The organism is unidentified bacterial endosymbiont, assembly GCF_918797525.1.
GTDB lineage: Bacteria > Pseudomonadota > Gammaproteobacteria > Enterobacterales > Enterobacteriaceae > Enterobacter.
In genome coordinates, this window is record NZ_OU963893.1 from 3,533,127 (window position 1) to 3,550,737 (window position 17,611).

General features: G+C 53.9%; 13 protein-coding genes. 5 read left to right on the forward strand and 8 right to left on the reverse strand.

The window, feature by feature from the left end; all coding sequences use genetic code 11:
* Positions 1-523: 523 nt before the first annotated feature.
* Positions 524-1,018, forward strand: coding sequence for a hypothetical protein (locus NL510_RS16810; RefSeq protein ID WP_253378408.1), 495 nt, complete (start codon positions 524-526; stop codon positions 1,016-1,018).
* On the forward strand, positions 963-2,678 hold the full coding sequence (locus NL510_RS16815; protein ID WP_253378410.1) for a hypothetical protein: 1,716 nt from the start codon (positions 963-965) through the stop codon (positions 2,676-2,678). The genes NL510_RS16810 and NL510_RS16815 overlap by 56 nt, the downstream gene beginning before the upstream one ends.
* Positions 2,679-2,896: 218 nt before the next feature.
* On the opposite strand, the gene NL510_RS16820 is transcribed toward NL510_RS16815, so the two are convergent.
* The 4 genes from NL510_RS16820 to budA form a co-directional block, all read right to left on the reverse strand.
* Positions 2,897-3,370, reverse strand: coding sequence for a cold-shock protein (locus tag NL510_RS16820; protein WP_253378412.1), 474 nt, complete (start codon positions 3,368-3,370; stop codon positions 2,897-2,899).
* A gap of 131 nt (positions 3,371-3,501) precedes the next feature.
* Positions 3,502-4,272, reverse strand: coding sequence for a (S)-acetoin forming diacetyl reductase (locus NL510_RS16825; RefSeq protein WP_253378414.1), 771 nt, complete (start codon positions 4,270-4,272; stop codon positions 3,502-3,504).
* 20 nt (positions 4,273-4,292) lie between these two features.
* Complete coding sequence (gene alsS, locus NL510_RS16830) at positions 4,293-5,972, reverse strand: acetolactate synthase AlsS (protein WP_301308570.1); 1,680 nt, start codon at positions 5,970-5,972, stop codon at positions 4,293-4,295.
* A 13-nt stretch (positions 5,973-5,985) separates the two neighbouring features.
* On the reverse strand, positions 5,986-6,765 hold the full coding sequence (gene budA, locus NL510_RS16835; RefSeq protein ID WP_253384980.1) for an acetolactate decarboxylase: 780 nt from the start codon (positions 6,763-6,765) through the stop codon (positions 5,986-5,988).
* Positions 6,766-6,870: 105 nt separating this feature from the next.
* On the opposite strand from budA, the gene NL510_RS16840 reads away from it, so the two are divergent.
* The gene (locus NL510_RS16840; RefSeq protein WP_253378416.1) at positions 6,871-7,746 is read left to right on the forward strand and encodes a LysR family transcriptional regulator; all 876 of its coding nucleotides are present in this window, start codon (positions 6,871-6,873) and stop codon (positions 7,744-7,746) included.
* A gap of 217 nt (positions 7,747-7,963) precedes the next feature.
* On the forward strand, positions 7,964-8,419 hold the full coding sequence (locus NL510_RS16845; RefSeq protein ID WP_253378419.1) for a hypothetical protein: 456 nt from the start codon (positions 7,964-7,966) through the stop codon (positions 8,417-8,419).
* Positions 8,420-8,762: 343 nt separating this feature from the next.
* Here NL510_RS16845 and NL510_RS16850 read toward each other — a convergent pair whose 3' ends face one another.
* Entirely contained in the window at positions 8,763-9,080 is a 318-nt protein-coding gene (locus tag NL510_RS16850; RefSeq protein WP_253378421.1) for a YebG family protein, read from the reverse strand.
* A gap of 201 nt (positions 9,081-9,281) precedes the next feature.
* On the opposite strand from NL510_RS16850, the gene NL510_RS16855 reads away from it, so the two are divergent.
* Positions 9,282-10,403, forward strand: coding sequence for a YbdK family carboxylate-amine ligase (locus NL510_RS16855; RefSeq protein WP_253384982.1), 1,122 nt, complete (start codon positions 9,282-9,284; stop codon positions 10,401-10,403).
* Here the strand turns inward: NL510_RS16855 and NL510_RS16860 are convergent.
* From NL510_RS16860 to NL510_RS16870, 3 genes are all read right to left on the reverse strand, one after another.
* On the reverse strand, positions 10,393-13,488 hold the full coding sequence (locus tag NL510_RS16860; RefSeq protein ID WP_253378423.1) for an efflux RND transporter permease subunit: 3,096 nt from the start codon (positions 13,486-13,488) through the stop codon (positions 10,393-10,395). The genes NL510_RS16855 and NL510_RS16860 overlap by 11 nt on opposite strands.
* 9 nt (positions 13,489-13,497) lie before the next feature.
* A complete protein-coding gene (locus tag NL510_RS16865; RefSeq protein ID WP_253378425.1) occupies positions 13,498-14,562 on the reverse strand; it encodes an efflux RND transporter periplasmic adaptor subunit in 1,065 nt (354 codons plus the stop codon).
* A gap of 115 nt (positions 14,563-14,677) precedes the next feature.
* Entirely contained in the window at positions 14,678-17,386 is a 2,709-nt protein-coding gene (locus NL510_RS16870; protein WP_253378427.1) for a cation-transporting P-type ATPase, read from the reverse strand.
* Positions 17,387-17,611 lie beyond the last annotated feature (225 nt).

Sequence of the window (17,611 nt, forward strand, 5' to 3'; positions counted from 1 at the left end):
CGTTAGCGGAACGAAAATTCACGCTTAGATAAGTGACATTTGGGTGTTGACGAAGTTTGGAGCCTCGCCTACATCAGTTGTCATCTCTCAGACCTGGCCAAAGCCATAATATTTCCATTCGAAGATATTAGCTGATAGTGAGAAACTATTGTGTACTTTGGAAACGCATAAATGATATTTATTTAGGACATTCTTTTAAATTTCTCATAACGCAACTCAAATAAAACCGATAAGTATCAGGTGAATAAAGGGTGTGCTGAAAGATATTTTCACTGTAAGATTTCTCAGTTCTGTAAGTATTCAAGCACCTGCATGAACCCTATACTGAAATACATTCGTATGGTACTTATTTTCGATATCAAACCCAAAACAGGAAATCAAGAAGCGGCGCAGCTCACTAATTGTGTTATTCATTACCTATTAATAGTTTTATGCTACTTTATGAAAGATACGCATTTTTGAATATTATATATAAACGACATGATAATTGTTAGAAGAAAACGAGTACTCGAAGGAATGACTAATGTCCGATGTTAATAATGATTACGCTTTTTCTACCGTCCACTTTTCAGAGACTCAAAATTATGGACCTGAGAGCACAGAAGGCAACAGAGAATCAACTCTCCTGACAAAAGCGCTGATTTCCGTACGAAATAGCAGTCATAGACTTAACAAGGGAAGCACGTTAGCCAAAATGCCAACTTATCTTAACCAGTCATGGCAGTGGTTACGAACACCATCCGACAACCCTGTTTCTGTGGTAAATGGGAGCGGCAAAGAAGAAACCGAGTTGCAGGAAATACTTATTGAAGGTGAGAAACTTCGCAGACTGGGAGATTTACTACGCGCTCCCAAAACTGAAGAAACCGTTCCCCATGGCTGGAGAGATAGCATTCTAAAGCGTTTGCTGATCGGGATTAGTTTGATTGGCGCATCTGGATATGCAGAATACAGGTTCTACAATGCAAGTCCCCCCAGCGGAAGCCAGCAGAATGCACTGCCCGCCACCAACGGGTGACCATGTTCGCTTAATGCCCATACAACCTAAGAAAATGAACCTGGTCACTTTTGAAAATGAGATCCCTGCAAGCAAATTGCTCGTTATCCCCTTACCCAGTACGCATCACAAACATGAAATGCTACACAGTATTGATAATGGTTTGGATAAAATTTCAGCCCGAACAACGATTGCCAGCCCAGTCGCTTTCCTTAATGCAGAGGACGGTGTCAAGATTGAAAAAATGTATGATTTTTCATGCATTGATAAACGAAATAATATGTCCTGGGCAGACATTATTCGCCAGGTGGGAGAAACATTAACGTCTCCCGTTGAGTCTCTGGCCAGAGAATCTCAGATCGTTCATTATCATAATAGCCTGGGAGAAGGATGTCCTGGACAACCAGATAGCAAGCGTCTTCAGGAGTACGCAGGAAGAGTTGATGCTATTCTTTCGGGAGTTATGCAGCTTATTCCAGGCGCCAATCCTCTTATGGTTTTACAGCTCATCGTCGGCCCGGCGCTGGAGATTTATGCGGATGAGTTGGACGAAAAACCACTTGACCTGCAAAAAATCAATAATATCAATCAGCAGGTGTTAATCTGCTCCAGGAAAGAAATTCAGACCTTAAGTGCGAAAGAAAAAATGAGAATATTTCCTGGCGCATCAACAAATGAAATCATAAAAAAACTTGATACTATTAATGGCGAAGTCGCAGTTAAAATTGGCGAAGAAAAATATGTTCTTCATAACGATTTATATGACTCTCCCTTCATTGAAATCGATGGAGTGCAACGCTACATTCACTTTAACAATAAAGATAAAACCTGGGTGTTTAACGCAGAAAATGATATCAGGAGTTCATCTTATTTATCATCTATGAAAATAGATACTTACAAGAGTAACTTTTCATACAATGCTGACAACGATTTTATCATTACACCTGACGACGAAATAGTCGATACAAGAAATAAAAGAAAATATCTTCTTATCAATGGAAAAGAAGTGCATGTTATTGATGGGATTGAAAAAAACTCTTTTTTCCCGGCAAGTAGTATAATTTCAGGCGACGTAATAAAAAAAGGGGAAGGAGAATATTACTTTGAGGCTGAATCAGCACCTGTAGACTCGGAAGTTGCTGAAATATTGAATGTTGACGTAAATGAATTTATCAGTGGTGGTGATAAAACATCAATAAAACCCAATCTTTTATCCCTGGATAACAACAAACATCGTTATGTAAAATATCACAATCTATACCATCCTCTGGAAAATGGTAGTGAACTATTTATTGAACGCATCGATGGAAGCCTGGCGATAATCACTACAAGGTCAGGGCGTCTGAGTGTGGCTAAAGTAGTTAAGCAAAATCTACCTGATGCAGAACATCTTACCGGGGACTTATTTATCACCCGTGACCTGAAAATCAAATTAGAGCAGGAGGGCGCTACTTTAAACTACAGTGGTTACAAAAGTAGTGATGGTATGAAATTCGACGCAGATTCGCTAAAGAATCATTTGCAAATTAATAATAACGTATATAAATCTGTTCATTCAAGTCACTCTCCCTGGATTTTTGTAGAGAATAAAAAAGACGGATATCCAGATATTCCGGTATTTTTATATGACGATGTCCTTATACAAGGAAAAGAGGGTTTTATGGAAGATACGTCTTCATAATGCTTAATACGCCTGATTTTCTGGCAAAACTAGCATCAGATATCAATATGAATAAATTTGTTCAAACTTAACCGTATTAATGTCCTTACGGGATTATTTTGATGGTCAGGAAATCAAATCGTCATTTTTAGATTTCCTGACCATGCGCGGATGACATGGTTGCGCCGCAAACTAAGGTCACCCTACCAAAAAAGTGACCCGCTCCGCAGCGGAAAAAATTACTTCAGCAACTTCACCGTTGCGTCGATGTCTATCTCGTCTTCGGTGAAGATCAGCGTCGTGTTCTGGAAGGTGGTGATCGCCAGCTTCTTCACCGAACGCGTTTCGCCTGACTTTTTCTCGGATTTCGGCTTGATGCTGTTCATCAGAAGCCCTACCGACAGCACCGCGTTCTCTTTATCGATTTTGGTATCAACCGGCTCTTCTTCGCTGAACACCACGAAGGATTTTATCGAGGTGAGCTTCACGCGTTCACCCGCAATGTAGAGATGTTTGCTTTCCGGGATCACCTTCACCGCATAGGCGGAAAGACCTTTATTGTTGGTGGTGGGCTCGAAGGTCACCGCTGCATCTTTCTTGATCAAATCAGGATTGGCGACCTTAATCACGTGAAAATAGCGATTATCGCCGTTTTCATCTTTGATAAATCCAAAGCCTTTATCTTTAAACCACGTTGTGATTGTACCGTTCATCGCTGTTTCCGCCTGTCAGATCTCAATGACTCAATTTTGAAGCGCAGTGTAATGCACAATGGTTGAGGAGACAAAAAAAAGCCCCTGCACGACGGCAGGGGAAAGTTCATGTCAGAGCGTATCGTTATTTTTTAGTTGAATACCATCCCACCGTCAATGAGCAACGACTGGCCTGTCATGTAGTTGGAATCGGGGCCTGCCAGGTAGGAAACGCACGCCGCCACATCTTCCGGTTCAGACAATCTGCCAAGCGTAATGCGTTTGGCAAAGGTCTCTGTGCCGTAGCCGAGCGGTTTACCCGCGGCCTCGGATACCTGGCGGTCAATTTCAGCCCACATGGGCGTTTTGACGATACCCGGGCAATACGCGTTAACGGTGATCCCCAACGGCGCGAGATCGCGTGCTGCCGTCTGGGTTAAGCCGCGCACCGCGAACTTGCTGGAGCTGTAGACCGCCAGTTCCGGGTTGCCGGTATGGCCCGCCTGGGAGCAGGCGTTGATGATCTTGCCGCCGTGGCCCTCTTTGCTAAAGGCGTCAATCGCGGCCTGAATGCCCCAAATTACGCCCTTGACGTTGATGTTGTAGACCTTGTCGACAATCTCCGGGGTGATCGATTGGATGGGCGTGGAAGGTGCCACTCCGGCGTTGTTGACGATAACGTTGAAACCACCCAGCGCGGTACGGGCTTTCTCCACCGCCGCAAATACCTGTTCGCGGTTAGAAACATCCACCTTCACGGCGACGGCCTTCCCCCCGTTGCGGGTAATTTCATCGGCGACGGCTTTCGCGGTCTCTTCGTTATAGTCGGCAATGGCGACGGCAAAGCCATCTTTCACCAGGCGAAGCGCAATGGCTTTACCAATCCCCTGGCCTGAGCCAGTGACGAGAGCAATGTTTTGCATATCTCTGTCCTTATCGTGATTCACAAAATCTGGCTGAGATGGAGCTGGCCCATCAGCAGCGGGTTATCGCTGTAGTCGACGGGAATGGCCACCACGGCCGGGCCATCGACATCCATTGCCGCGCGCAGCATCGGTTCCAGTGCATCGGCGCTCTCCACGGCAAACCCTTTAGCGCCAAAGGCGTCGGCATAGGCTTTGAAATCGACCGGCCCAAACTCCACGCCGGAGAGACGCTGGTATTTTTTCTCCTCCTGAATTGCCACCATGTTGTAGGCGTTATCCACCCAGATGATGTGCAGCACGTTGGCCTTAAGACGTACGGCGGTTTCCAGCTCCATGCTCGACTGCAAAAAGCCGCCGTCGCCGGATACTGACACCACCTTGCGCCCGGGATTGACCAGCCAGGCGCCAATCGCCCACGGCAGCGCGACCCCCATGGTCTGCTGACCGTTGGAGATCATTACCTGACGCGCCCGGAAGCTGTAGAGGTAGCGGGCGATCCAGATGTGGAAACTGCCCATATCGACGGTGAGCGTAACGTCGTTATTCACGATATCCTGCATGGCCCGTACGATGCGCAGCGGATGCAGCGCAAACTGGTTAAGCGATGCGCCACGGCGATCGAGGAGATCGCGCTGATGCTGGCGATCGACAAGGATCTCTGAGGCGCGCGGGCTGAGTTCAAGAGAATGTGTGATGCGCCCGGCAAGCAGATTGAGCGTGGCGGCGATATCCCCTACCAACTCGAGGTCCGGAACATACTTGCGCTCTTCATAGGCTGGCAGCACATCAATGTGCACAAGCGTGGAATCACCGCTGTTCCACATCGACGGCTCGTATTCAACCGGACTGTAGCCAATACAGATAATCAGATCCGCCTGGTGCAGCAGCCTGTCCCCGGCCTGATTATTAAACAGGCCAACGCGCCCGGCAAAACGGGTAAAGTGCTCCTGGTTCACCGCCCCGGCAGCCTGGTAGGTGCTGGTCACCGGAATACGGCTTTTTTCCAGCAGTTTACGCAACGCCGCGCTGTTGGCAGGCTGGCTGGCCATCAGGCCGAGCAAAATCACCGGGTTTTTAGCCTTTTCGATTAATTTCGCCACATCGTTAATCGCTGATTCCGGCGCCGCGCCCATCAACGCTGCACTGCCGGCAGGCAAAATCGCCCCCGTGACGGGCTGGTCGACAATATCCTGCGGCAGGCTGACAAATGCCCCGCCCGGCCTGCCCTGTTCGGCAGCGCGAAAAGCGTTCGACACCACCTCGGCAATCGCCTCCGGCGAGTTGACCTCTACCGCATATTTGGTCACCGGGCTAAACATGGCAACGGTGTCCATACTCTGGTGTACCAGCTTGGCTTTATCCGCCCGCTTCACCGCCCCGCCCAGCGCCACGACGGGGTCACCTTCACTGTTGGCCGTCGCAATGCCCGTTATCAGGTTGGAACATCCCGGCCCGGAGGTCACCAGCGCGACGCCGGCTTTGCCGGTCAACCGCCCGACCGCCGCCGCCATAAACGCGGCATTCGCTTCATGGCGTACGGGAATGATTGTGATGGAAGAATCCAGCAGGGAATCAAATACTTTGTCGATTTTTGCCCCTGGAATACCGAAAACCTGCTTCACCCCCTGCGCTTCGAGCTGGCCGACGACCATATCGGCGCCGTGCGCCCACTGACGTGATTGTTTATCACTGTTCACGGTGATTCTCCTGTTAGTTTTCGACGGAACGGATTGCGGCATCAAGGTTGCTGGGATGGAGATTGGCCTGTAAAAACGCGCTGTCGGCAGGCAGGTCAATCATCAGCTTGCGGATTTCACCGAAGGTCAGTACGCCGCTCTCCAGCTGATAGTCAAGCAGGTGGCCCCCTCCCTGACGGTCGTCGGTAATAAAATGTTCATGATAGCCCGCCACGTTAATGCCCTGCATATGCTGGGGCGTGCGGAACCCAACCAGCACGCCTTTTCGCTGGTTAAAGCGGAACACTGGCTGGTCGTCCAGCACGTCGGTCATCGCCCGGTAGGGCGGCGTCTGGCGTGGTACGGTGCGGGTATGAGCATGGCGAAAATCGCCGTCGATGCGCAGCGCGCAGAACAGGTTATCGGAGGGGATTTGCTGGTCGATAACGTCGTGGACCTGCTGACGGCTGACCGGCGCATCGAACGTTTTACGATACTGCGGCTGAAACCATGTCATCACTGCGAACGGCGTTTTCTGGTCAGGCTTCGCGGCGCGGGCGCTGCCGTCGGCGCGCAGCTGATAGACCTGGCTGCTGAAAGCAATCATTTCGCCGTCCAGCTCGTTAAAGGTGCCCAGGCCAAAATCACCATGCCTGAGTAGATCGGCGATAGTGGTTTCCCCCTCATACACGCCGCTTAACAGGGCGCTCATTAACGATGTCTGATAGATCACGCTGTCAGGATGCTGAGCCGAGAACCCACGCAGGGTTTCGCACAAACTCGCCTCACAGTCGCATACAGATGAATGCGTCATCATGCTCTTCCTCTTCAACTTTAATTAGAAAGGTTAAATAAATGTTGACCCGATTCAGCACAGAGTTCCAATATAGAAATCATGCTGGTTTGAGACGTTTGAGATATGGAACTACGTTATCTACGCTATTTCGTCGCAGTTGCACGCGAGCGGCACTTCACCAGAGCGGCCCACGCGCTGGGTATTTCACAACCACCTTTGAGCCAACAGATCAAACGGCTCGAAGAAGAAGTGGGTACGCCGCTGTTCAGGCGCCTGACGCGGGGCGTTGAGCTGACCGAGGCGGGAGAAGCCTTCTATGAGGATGCGTGTAAGATCCTCGCGATGAGCGACGCCGCGCTGGAAAAAGCCCGGGGCATTGCCCGCGGGCTGAACGGCAGTCTGTCGATAGGGATCACCAGTTCAGATGCCTTTCACCCTAAAATCTTCACGCTGATTCGCCATTACCAGATGCAGAACCCGGCGGTAACGGTTCACCAGATAGAGGCCAATATGTCCTCGCTGATGGCGATGCTGGGGGAAGGCGAACTGGATATTGCGTTTGTGCGCCTGCCGTGTGAGAGCAGCAAAGCGTTTGATCTGAAAATGCTCGACCGGGAGCCGATGGTGGTGGCGCTGCATCGTAAACATCCTCTGGCGGAGCAGGGATCTTTGGCGCCAGAACAGCTACGGGACTCGCCGATGATTTTGTTTCCCCGGGAGGTTGCGCCGGGGCTGTACGAACGTGTTTATACCTACTGCGAGCGGGCGGGAATTGATATGCAGCGTACGCTACAGGCATCGCAACTCTCCTCCTCCCTGAGCATGGTCGCCGCCGGGGGCGGGTTTGCCCTGGTGCCGCAGTCCATGGCGGCCATTGCTAAGCCGGATGTAACCTACCACCCGTTAAGTGACCCAGCGCTCTATACCGATATCGCGCTGTGCTGGCGGCGTTTTGAACGTTCGCGGACGGTGAAGCGGTTTTTAGCCATGATGGACTGAGATGTGTTGTTTCGTATAGCAGGTCAGGCAAAGCCACCGCCAGTAAAAGACTTTCTGGAAGCCGCCTCGCAAACCTTGAAGTAACCTTGTGCAATTCGGGGTTATCTCTTCTCTTCCCTTCTGCGCAGTCGTAAAGTGCGCGTGTTGCGGCAAATTCGCAACCGGGAGCAGGACCCCGTGAACATGAAGCGACATTTTTTCATAAAGAGGATGCTAAATGGCTACTATCCCTCAGTTTTCTTACGCGCTCTCTGGAGAAAGCACTGACCATCAGCTTCTCTATTCGCAACTTCCCGATTCGGCAGATCTTTTTGAACTGGCTGATGCCTGTACCGCTTATGTGAGCATGCTGGTAGAAACGGTCGACACCGTAACATTTGCCACCCTCGGCAAGTGCTTGCTGTCGACGCTTAAGCGGCTGCGTGAAAGCTGTGATGCTGAACTTCCGCCGTACCTGGTTGAAAAGCTCATGGCAGAAGAAAATATTGCCTCCTGCGTGCCGGACTGCTGGCAGGAGACAACGTTGCAGGTGGATTATGCGCTGGCGCTCACGCGGGCGGTGACGAGCAGAACACTGCCTGCAAGCGTGGCGAAAGAGCTGACCGGGCTGTTGCACGATATGGTCTGGCTGCTGGCGGAGTTTGTTAAGGAGCCTTACATCACGGCGCATTGAGGCGGGTGGTGGCGTGAAAAGACGGGCTTCTGCTTGAGCAGGGGACCCGATTTTGACCCGACGCAACGTGAAACAGTGAGTGGTGCATGTGCGGGAGAGCGAGGAACAAACGTTGATCCTACAGGACAGCACCACTATGAATATTCACACTATTTCTCAATCCATGACAATCAGGACGTGTGTCAGTCGCTAAGGTTGATGAATATAGCGCGAATTGCAGCGTCTGCGCGGTCTAGCTTGTGCTGCAGTCCTTTGAATTTGTTGTGGCTCCCGATAAGCAACAAAAAACGCCGCGCACTTTCCTGCTTACGGCGTCATGATCGGTGATGATGTGTTCAGGTTATCAGGCTGCTTTAACCGCTCTGATTTTTTTACTCTCAGACATCTCTGGCTCTGTTATATCTGTTGCCGTTACGGCATTGAGCTCAGGGAGCTTGCTGGTACGCAGAATGTGCTGCACAGTCTCTTTCTGTTCGGCGAGATACAGCCCAAGATCCTCCGCCTGCGTTTCATCCATTTGCATTCCGCTTTGCAACAGCCAGTCGGTGAACGCTTCTGCCATATCAAGCAGTTTATCGTGAGCGTCAGCCTCTTTCTTACTGGCAAATGTCATTTTCTCTTCACCTTTTCTTACAACAACAAATTTTGTTTCAACAGTCATTTCACACCCCCGACACTGTAATTATATACAGTATAGCAGCTTCTGATTATTCTGGCTACTCGCTGTGTTCATTTACGCTTCTGGCGCAAGGCAGACGCATCTTTCATTCCATACCGTATTAGCCGTCGTTCATTCCCTCACGCCAGAGGAATAATGACGTCGTTGTCTATACTCAACGAAGACCAGACAGCGGAGCTCACCATGCCTTTACCCGACTTCCACTCTTCCGAACCCTACACTCTTGGCATCGAGCTTGAGCTGCAGGTGGTTAACCCACCGGGCTACGATCTGAGCCAGGACTCCTCCGCCCTTATCGCCGCGGTAAAAGATGAAATCAAAGGCGGCGAAGTTAAGCATGACATCACTGAAAGCATGCTCGAGATAGCCACAGGCGTGTGCCATAACATCGACCAGGCGGCAGCGCAGTTTTCGGTGATGCAGCAGAGTATTTTGCGTGCGGCGGCGGAGCAGCATATTCAGATCTGCGGCGGCGGTACGCACCCCTTCCAGAAGTGGCAGCGTCAGGAGGTGTGTAACGATGAGCGCTATAACGTTACTCTGGAGCGTTTCGGCTACCTGATTTTGCAGGCCACAGTGTTCGGCCAGCACGTGCATGTCGGGTGTCGAAACGGGGATGACGCTATCTACCTGCTACACGGGCTGTCGCGCTTTGTGCCGCACTTTATCGCTCTCGCGGCCTCGTCGCCCTATATGCAGGGCACGGACACAAAATTTGCCTCATCAAGGCTGAATATTTTCTCGGGGTTCCCGGATAACGGCCAGATGCCGTGGGTGGATAACTGGCAGGGATTTGAAGGCCTGTTCCGTCGACTATGCTCTACCAGCATGATCGACAGCATTAAAGATCTGCACTGGGACATTCGCCCCAGCCCGCATTTTGGCACCGTGGAGGTACGGGTGATGGATACGCCGCTCACCCTTGCCCACGCCATTAATATCGCTGGGCTTATCCAGGCGACGTCGCACTGGCTGCTAACCACCAGGCCGTATAAACATCAGGAACAAGATTTTTTGCTATACCGCTTCAACCGTTTTCAGGCCTGTCGCTACGGGTTAGAGGGCATTCTGACGGACGTTCATACTGGCGAGCACAAAACCGTGGCCGACGATATTATCTGGCTGCTGGAACAGGTTGCCCCCTCGGCCGAGAAGCTCGGCGCGAAAAGTGCAATCCATGAAATAGGTCTGATGTTAAAACAGGGCAAGAGCGAGGCGCAGCGAATGCGGGACGTTATCGCAGACGGTGGCTCGCTCATCTCCTTAGTGCAAAAACATTGTGAGCTGTGGGCGACTAGCCCGTAAGCCGATGCCCCCACTCTCGCAGGCGCTGGAAAAGCACGAACAGCGCTGGAATAAACAGGATCCCCACCACGGTCGCCACCAGCATGCCGCTGAATACCGTGGTCCCGATGATGCGACGGCTCTGGGCACCCGCGCCGGTCGCCAGCATCATCGGCAATACGCCAATGATAAAGGATACCGCAGTCATCATTACCGCCCTGAAGCGGCGTGAGGCCCCTTCTCTCGCGGCATCGACAATCGCCATTCCGTCCATGCGCCGGGCACGGGCAAACTCGACGATAAGGATCGCGTTCTTGGCGGCGAGGGCTATCAGTAACACCAGGCCAATTTGCACATACACGTCGTTGGCATAGCCGGTTGCCCACAGCCACACCAGCGCCCCGCCGATGGCGAACAGCACCGAGAGCATTACGCTCGCCGGGAGCGTCCAGCTTTCATACTGGGCGACGAGGAACAGCCACGCCATGACTACCGCCGCCAGCACAATCCAGATTGCCTGATTACCGGTCTGCTGCTCCTGATACGACATGCCGCTCCAGGCATAGTCGTAACCCGCGGGCAGATTCTCTGCCAGGAGTTGGCCCATTACCGCCATCGCCGTACTGCTGCTCACCCCTTCTGCCGCCATGCCGCTCACCGACACCGACGGGAACTGGTTGTATTGCTGCAGGAACGGCGCGCCGACGGTTGGGGTGATGGTGACAAGGTTACTCAGGCGCACCCGCTCCCCGTTATTACTGCGCACGAACAGCTCGCTGATTTGCTCGGCGCGCTCACGCCACTGCATCTCGTTTTGCATCACCACATGATAGACGCGGTTGTTGACGCTGAAATCACCGGCGCGCGTGCCGCCGAAAGCGGTTTGCAGGCTGCTGAAGATACGCGAAACCGGCACGTCAAGACGGGCGGCGCGCTCGCGGTCAACGGTTAACGTCAGCTGCGGGACGTTACTGCTCCAGGTGGTGAACACCCGGTTAAGTTGAGGATGTTGGTTAGCTTTCGCCAGCACCTCACGCGTCACACGCTCCAGCTCTGCCGGACTTTGTCCCGCCTGTGCCTGAATACGCAGGTCGAAACCGGAGGCATTGCCCAGCCCCGGTAGCGTCGGCGGGGCAAAGGTCATGATGGTCGCTTCCGGCAGGGCCAGAAGCTGGCGCTGCAGCGTTCCCATAACCTCATTCAGCGGTGGACGCTGGCTCCAGTCCTTCAGCATGATCGAGATAAATCCGCCGTTGGAGGCGCTGGTGCCGTTGAGAATGTTAAACCCGGAAACCTGAATTACATCTTCCACCGCCGGGTTTTTAGCAATAAGCTCCCGCGCGGTGGCCATCACCGCTTCGGTACGCTCCAGAGACGCCGCTTCCGGCAACTGGACGCTGGCGAAGAAGTAGCCCTGGTCTTCCTGTGGCAGAAAACCTTTTGGCATCGACATAAAACTGAATACCACCACGGCAGCCGCGCCGGCGGTCGCCAGCAGTGCCAGCCACGGGCGAAGGTTTAAGCTATTTACAATGCGGGCGTAGACGTTACGTGTTGCATCCAGCCCGCGGTTGAAGCCGCGAAAAATCGCCGCCGGTCGCGCCGATCGCGGACGCAGCAGCATTGCACATAACGCAGGGGTCAAGGTCAGCGCCACCAGGCTTGAAAGGGTGACCGCCGTTGAGAGCGTGACCGCGAACTGGCGGTACAGCTCGCCGACAATCCCTGGCAGCAATGCCACCGGCACAAACACCGCCAGAAGTACCAGAGTCGTCGCAATGACCGGTCCGGCAATCTGGCGCAGCGCCAGTGCCGTCGCCGCCGTTCGGCTCTGCCCTTCCGCCATCAGCGTTTCGACGCTCTCCACCACGACGATGGCATCATCAACCACCATGGTGAGCGCCAGAATAATGGCAAACAGGCTAAGCGTGTTGGCCGAATAGCCGAGCGCATACAGCACCGCAAAGGTGCCCACCAGCGATACGGGAATGGCGAGCGCCACAATCAGCGTGGCACGCCAGCTTTGCAGGAACAAGGAAACCACCACCACCACCGCCAGCATGGTGAGCGTCAGTGAAACGCCAATTTCCTTAATGGTCGCGGCGACAAACGAGGTGGTATCGAATTTAACTTCGTAGACCAGATCGTCCGGGAAGCGCGTGGAGAGTCGATCCAGTTCAGCGCGCACCCCATCGGCTACGCGCAGGGCGTTGGCGGATGGCGTAGGGTAGATACCGAGATAAGCAGAGCTTTGTCCATTCAACTGGGCGCCGGAGCTGTAACTGCGCGAGCCTAGTTCGATATTCGCCACGTCCTTCAGACGCACCAGTTGGCCCATCTCACCGACGCGAATAATGATGTCGGCAAAGTCCTCGGCCCGGTTTAAACGTCCCAGACCGTTGATGGTCAGTGTCTGCTGCTGGCCGTTAAAGACCGGTGGCGTACCGACCTGTCCCGCCGCGCCCTGTACGTTTTGCTCACTCAGCGCCTGCGCCACATCGTCAGTGGTGACGTTCAGGGCGTTCATCCGATCCGGACGCAACCAGATACGCATGCTGTAATCGCGTGCGCCAAACATCTGCACCTGCCCGACGCCCGGCAGGCGAGACAACGCCTCAAGCACCTGAGTGCTGGCGTAGTTGCTGACAAACAGCGGCGTGTGGGTGTTATTCGGTGAGTAAAGGCTTACCCCCATCATCAGGTTAGTGGAGCGTTTACGCACCTGGACGCCGTTTTGCTGGGCTTCTGCGGGAAGCTGGGCCACGGCCTGCGCGACGCGGTTTTGGACGTCGATGGCGGCCAGATCCGGGTCGGTTCCCGCCGCAAAGGTTATATTGAGGCTGTAGGTCCCTTCGTCCGAACTGGTAGACTCCATATACAGCATGTGATCCACGCCGTTAAGCTGCGTCTCCAGCGGCGTGGCGATGGCCTCCGCCACGTCGGCCGAGCTGGCGCCAGGCCACGACGCGCTAACATTCACCACCGGCGGCGTGATCTGCGGATACTGCTCCACAGGAATAATCCTCAGCGCGATGGCCCCCAGCAGAGTGATGACCAGCGCAATCACCATCGCGAAGCGCGGGCGTTTGATAAAAAACGTCAGCATGATGGCTCCTTAATTAAGTATCTGAACGGCGGCACCTGGCTGCACGCGTTGCGCACCGTCAGTGATCGCTCGCTCACCGGGCTTCACGCCGGATGAGATCTGGAACTGCTGGCCAATCTGCCCGGCAATGTTCAACGGACGCATTTCGGCTTTACCGTCGTCATTAACGATCCAGGCAAAGAAGCCGTCACCGTTTTGTTGCACCGCGGCGGCAGGCAGCGTCAGCACCGGCTGCTCACTTGCCGGGCGCAGATAGACATTCACATTCCCGCCGGGCAGGAGCTGGTGGCGCGGGTTAGCAAACTCGGCGCGCATCATAACGCTGGCGGTACGCGGGTCGATGCGGTTATCAACCGACGTCAGCTCGCCGCTAACGCGCTGGCCGTTGCTGTCTATCAATGCCTGCCAGGCTTTTTTCATGGCGTTGAGATCCTGATGCTGCCCGGCTTTGGCGGCAAATACCCCCTCTTCCAGCGCAAAGGCAATGCGGATCGGATCCAGTTGCACGACTTCCACCAGCACGCCGCTGGAGGGATTCACCAGGCTGCCGACGTGAAAGTTGCTGTGTCCCACGCGACCATCAATGGGTGAGACGATCCGGGTGTAGCTCAAGGTCACGTTGCGGGTTTCGAGCCGGGCACGGGCCTGTTCCAGCGCGGCGCTGGCGACATCGCGCTGCATGCGGGCGTTATCGACGTCGTGACGGCTGATGGCGTTACTGGTGCCCAGGCTTTCGAAGCGAGATAACTGCTGCTGTGCCTGACGCAGAGTTGCTTCGGCGCTTTTCACTTCAGCCTGCGCCAGACGCACGGCGGAACGCGGTTCAGCGTCGTCCAGCTCAAACAGCACGTCGCCTTTTTTCACATACTGCCCGTCGCGGAATGGCGCTTTGGTGATAACCCCTTCCGTGCGGGCGCGTAACTCAACGGTATGAATGGCTTCGATACGACCGGGAATTTGACGCTCCGCAGCGTGGGCCGTTTGTTCTACGGTGGCAACCCGAACGGGAACAGCGGCAGCAAATGCGGGTTGCAGGGTACAGGCGAGAAAGGCGAACAGGAGCGGGAATTTCATGGAAGTACCTCAGGAATTGCCCCCCCTCACCCTAATCCTCTCTCCACGGGGGAGTGGGAACCAGAACACCCTCCCCCCTGTGGGGAGAGGGCTGAGTGAGGGGTAAGGTGTTAAGTTACGCAGCCTTACGGAACCTGCGGGTCAGTCGCTTCTCAATCTCGACGATGAAGAACATCACGCTCGCCACGGCCAGGGTCACAAACCAGTAGCGCAGCGGCAGTGCTTCAGTGCCAAACAGCATCTGCATAAACGGCAGGTAGATAATCGCCGCCTGGAGCAGGAACAGCACGCCCGTGACCAGCCAGATCCCTTTGTTCGCCAGCAGACCGCGGTTCAGGGAGAACCCTTCAGTGTTACGGCAGTTAATCATATAGACCCACTGCGCGCACACCAGCATCTGCAGCAACACGGTACGGATGAACTCCGCGCTGTGGCCGCGAGGGGCCAGCCAGGCTTCCAGCGCAAACGCCGCAATAGCAATCATAGTGCCGACAAACGCCACTCGCCACACCGCGAAAGCATCCATGACGTGCTGACCCGTCTGACGCGGCGGACGATGCATAATGTTGCGCTCTGCCGCTTCAAAGGCCAGGCCAAAGGAGAGCGTAGCGGAGGTCGCCATGTTCATCCACAAAATCAGCACCGGCGTCAGCGGAATAATGTTCCCCGCCAGCAGCGCAATCACAATCAGCAGCCCCTGCGCCAGGTTGGTCGGCATGATGAACAGGATGGTCTTCTTCAGGTTGTCGTAAACACGACGCCCCTCTTTTACCGCGCTGGCAATGGTGGCGAAGTTATCGTCCGTCAGGACCATGTCCGCCGCCTCTTTGGTGACTTCAGTACCTTTGATCCCCATCGCGATGCCCACGTCAGCCTGGCGCAGCGCCGGGGCATCATTCACCCCATCGCCGGTCATGCCCACGATTTCGCCTTTATTCTGTAACGCCTGTACCAGACGCAGCTTATGCTCCGGGCTGGTACGGGCAAAGATGTCATATTTCACCGCCGCTTCCGCCAGCTCAGCGTCGTCCATCTTCTCAAGCTGATAGCCGGTCACCGCCTGCTCGGCGTTAGTAATGCCTAACATCTGCCCGATGCTCATTGCCGTCTGCGGATGATCCCCGGTGATCATCTTCACGCGGATCCCCGCCTGCTGACAGGCGTTAATTGCCTCAATCGCTTCCGGACGCGGCGGATCCATCATCCCGGCAATGCCGAGGAAGATCAGCCCGTTATTGAGATCATCATGCGTCAATTCCTGCTCACCGTTGGCCGGTTTGAACGCCGCAGCGACCATACGCAGCCCCTGACGCGCATAGCGCTCCATCTCGGTTTCCCAGTACGTGCGGTCGAAAGACTCGGCGCCGTTACGGGTCTGCTGCTGGGCGCAGAGAGAGAAAATCACATCTGGCGCACCGGTAATCAGGATCTGCTCCTCACCGCCAATCTGGTAGTGGGTGCTCATGTACTTATACTGTGAGTCGAACGGGATCTTGTTAATCAGCGTGGTCATGACAGGCACAAGATTGGCTTTCGCCGCCAGCACTTTCAGCGCCCCTTCGGTCGGCCCACCGGTAATGCCCCACAGACCGCGCTCATCCTGAATCATCTGGCTGTCGTTACACAGGTCAATGGTGCGCAGGTATTGCTCAAGCACGGTGCCCGGCTGGATTTTCACCGGCTCATCGCTGCCTTCCAGATAGATGTTACCCACAGGCTCGTAGCTGTTGCCATCCACGCGGTAGCAGGTATCGGCAGTGATAATGGCTTTTACCGTCATCTCGTTCATGGTCAGGGTGCCGGTTTTATCCGAGCAGACCACGGTCATTGCCCCCAGGGTTTCTACCGTCGGCAGTTTGCGGATAATGGCACGCTTACGCGCCATCGCCTGCACGCCCAGGGAGAGGATGATGGAGATAATGGCTGGCAGACCTTCCGGTACAGAGGCTACCGCCAGGCTAATCAGAGAGAGCAGCAGCTCGCCCATCGGGATCTCGCGGAACACCAGGCTGAAGATAAACAACGCGGCCATCATCGCCAGAATAATGGCGAAGATCGCTTTCCCCAGCTTATCCATTTGTACCAGCAGCGGCGTACGGTGTTTTTCAATGCCAGCCATCATCTGGTTAATATGGCCCAGTTCGGTATCCTGGCCGGTAGCAATCACCACGCCGATACCGCCACCTGCGCTCACGGTGGTACCGGAGAACACCAGGTTAGTGCGGTCGCCCAGCGGCAATTCGCCGCTCAGCGGGTTGGTGTGCTTATCCACGACCGTAGATTCACCGGTCAGAATCGCCTCTTCGACACGCAAATTATGCGCTTCGATTAATCGCATATCGGCCGGAATACGATCCCCGGCGCGCAGGACAATAATATCGCCCGGGACAATTTCAGTTGTCGGAAGGGTTTCGTGGTTGCCGTTGCGAATAACGCGCGCCTCGCTGGAGAGCATGTTACGAATACTTTGCAACGATTTCTCAGCGTTACTTTCCTGGATGTGCCCAATTAAAGCGTTGATCACCGCCACGCCAAGGATCACCAGCGTATCGACCCAGTGGCCCATCACCGCCGTTAATACCGCCGCCGCCAGCAGAACGTAAATCAGAACATCGTTAAAGTGCGCGAGAAAACGCAACCAACCCGGCTTACCCTTTTTCTGCGGTAACGCGTTTGGTCCATGCTTCTGCAAACGTGCCTGAGCTTCAGCACGATCTAAGCCGTTGGTCTGACTCTGCATGTTAGCCAGCACGTGCTCTACAGACTGCTGATACGCCTGCCCGCTTGCGGGTGGCGTATTCTGTGAGAGGTTCTTTTTGGTCATCGTATTTTTCCTTTAATAATCGTTAAGCGGTAGCCTGAATTCCTTTCGGGCTTTAATAAATATTTTTTAATGCTTGCGGGTTAAATTGATCTGCCGCAATATAATTACTGCCGGGTTAGACAAAACAGCTAAAAATCATTTTGATACAGTGATTTTTACAAAATATTTCTAAACCAATATTAAACAAGGAGGAAGCATGTTCGGCATTTATCGCGGGCGCCGCCT